Below are 2,707 nucleotides of genomic sequence, written 5' to 3'. Positions count from 1 at the left end.
GGCGTTGCCGGCGCCGGTGTTCGAGACGAAGGAGTTCCGGGCGCCGTCGACTCCGATCGAGGAGATTGTCGCGGGTGTGTTCGCCGAGGTGCTCGGTGTCCAGCGGGTCGGTGCGGATGATGATTTCTTCGCCCTGGGTGGTAATTCGCTGGTCGCGACCCAGGTCGCCGCGCGTCTAGGGACTGCGTTGGATACGCAGGTGCCGGTGCGTTTGTTGTTCGAGGCCGCCACTGTTTCGGCGTTGGCCGCCCGGATTCAGGAGCAGGCGGGTTCGGGTGGGCGTGCGGCGTTGGTGCCGCAGCCGCGGCCGACCCGCACGCTGCCCTCGGGTGAGGTTGTCGACGCAGCGCCGTTGTCGCTGGCGCAGCAGCGGATGTGGTTCCTGAACCGCTTCGATCAGCAGTCGGCTGCCTACAACATTCCCCTCGTGATCCGGCTCTCGGGCGATCTCGACGTGGCTGCCCTGCGCGCCGCGGTCGCCGATGTGGTGGGCCGGCACGAGGTGCTGCGGACGGTGTATCCGGAGACCGAGTCGGGCCCGGTGCAGCTGGTATTGCCTGCCGCGCAGGCAGTGCCGCGACTGCAGATTCGGTCGGTGACACCCGATCAGGTGGTCGCTGCGGTATCGGAACTGGTGTCCACCGGTTTCGACGTGACCGCCGAGGTGCCGCTGCGGGTGGCACTGTTCGAGCTGGACGGTACTGCCGGTGAGTTCGTCCTGACCATGGTCGTCCATCACATCACCGGTGACGGTTCCTCGGCCGGCCCGCTGACCCGGGACGTGATGACCGCCTACGCCGCGCGTGCCGCCGGTGAGGCGCCCGCATGGGCGACGCTGCCGATTCAGTACGCCGACTACAGCATCTGGCAGCGTGAACTGCTCGGTGACGAAGCCGATCCGGAATCGCTGGCGGCTCAGCAGGCGGGCTACTGGCAGTCGGCGCTGGCCGGTGTGCCGGATCAGCTGGATCTACCGACCGATCGGCCGCGTCCGGCGGTACAGTCCTTCGCCGGTAGCCGGGTCGATATCGCGATCGATGCCGAAACCCACGCCGGTTTGCAGCGGGTTGCGCGGCAGCAGGGTGCCACCCTGTTCATGGTCGTGCATTCGGCGCTGGCGGTGCTGCTGTCGCGGTTGTCGGGTAGTGACGACATCACTATCGGTACACCGGTCGCGGGTCGTGGTGAGCGAGCGCTCGACGATCTGATCGGTATGTTCGTGAACACGCTGGTGTTCCGTACCGAGCTGGATCGTGGGGAGTCTTTCGCGGAGCTCTTGTCGCGGCAGCGGGAGACCGATATCGCGGCGTTCGCGCACGCGGATGTGCCGTTCGAGCGGCTGGTGGAGGTACTCAACCCGGCGCGTTCTACCGCGCGGCATCCGTTGTTCCAGGTGGGGTTGATCTTCCAGAACCTGGCCGCCTCCGTACTGGAACTGCCGGGGTTGACGGTTTCGGGGTTCGATTTCGATACCGAGATCTCCCAGTTCGACCTGAACCTGATCCTCAGCGATTCCTACGACACCACCGGTGCGCCGGAGGGTGTGACGGGTTTCCTCACCTATGCCACAGCGTTGTTCGATCACGCCACGGTGGAGGGTTTCGCGCAGCGGTTCGCGCGGTTGCTGCGGGAGATCGTCGCGGCGCCGGAGACCGCGGTCGGTGATCTGGAGATCTTGGCGCCGGTCGAGCGTGCGCAGGTGCTGGCGCAGTGGAATGCCACCGAGCATGGGGTGCCGGCAGGACTTCTGCTGGACCGGTTCGATGCCGCGGCCGCTGCTCATCCGGATCGGCTGGCGATCTCGTTCGAGGGGACGAGTCTGTCCTATGGCGAGTTCGCGGGTCGGGTGAATCAGCTGGCGCGGTACCTGATCGCGCAGGGTGTGGGTCCGGAGACTCTGGTGGGTCTGCTGGTTTCGCGGTCGGTGGATCTGGTTGTCGGTATGTATGCGGTCGTCGCTGCGGGTGGTGCGTATGTGCCGTTGGATCCCGCGCATCCGGCCGAGCGGATCGGCTACATCCTGGATACGGCGGCACCGTTGTGTGTGCTGACCACGACCGCCGATACCGGGGCCGTTCCCGAGGACACGGGTGTTCCGGTGCTTGCACTGGACACGCTCGATATCAGTGGTTACGACACCGCACCGCTCACCGATGCTGATCGGTTGTCGCCGGTGCGGTCGTCGAATACGGCGTATGTGATCTTCACGTCGGGTTCGACGGGTCGTCCGAAGGGTGTGGCCGTCTCGCATGCGGCGATCGGTAATCAGGTCGCGTGGATGCTGGATCAGTATCCGCTCGACGCTTCTGACGTCTATCTGCAGAAGACCGCGACGACGTTCGATGTGTCGTTGTGGGGTTATTTCCTGCCGTTGGCTGCGGGTGCTCATCTGGTGGTGGCGACTCCGGACGGTCATCGAGATACCGAGTATCTCGCGCGGGTTATCGCCGAGTATCAGGTGACGGTGACGGATTTCGTGCCGTCGATGTTGTCGGTGTTCGCTGCGCATACTCCGGCGGAGTCGATCCGGAGTCTCGAGCATGTGTTCGTGATCGGTGAGGCGTTGCCGCCGGAGACGGTGACGGCGATGCACAGTATTTCCGATGCCGCGGTGCACAACTTGTATGGTCCGACCGAGGCTGCGGTGTCGATCACGTATTGGCAGGCCACCGGAACGGATCAGGGTTCGGTCCCGATCGGTGTCCCG

General features: G+C 65.2%; 1 protein-coding gene. It reads left to right on the top strand.

The window, feature by feature from the left end; all coding sequences use genetic code 11:
* Positions 1 to 2,707 (top strand): condensation domain-containing protein (locus tag IEY68_RS35760; protein WP_189094725.1); only part of this gene is annotated, 2,707 nt, incomplete at both ends.

The sequence above is a fragment of the Nocardia jinanensis genome, assembly GCF_014645735.1.
GTDB classification, from domain to species: Bacteria; Actinomycetota; Actinomycetes; order Mycobacteriales; family Mycobacteriaceae; genus Nocardia; species Nocardia jinanensis.
Note: the sequence above shows the minus strand (reverse complement) of the source record. Positions and strands in the feature narration are given on the sequence as shown.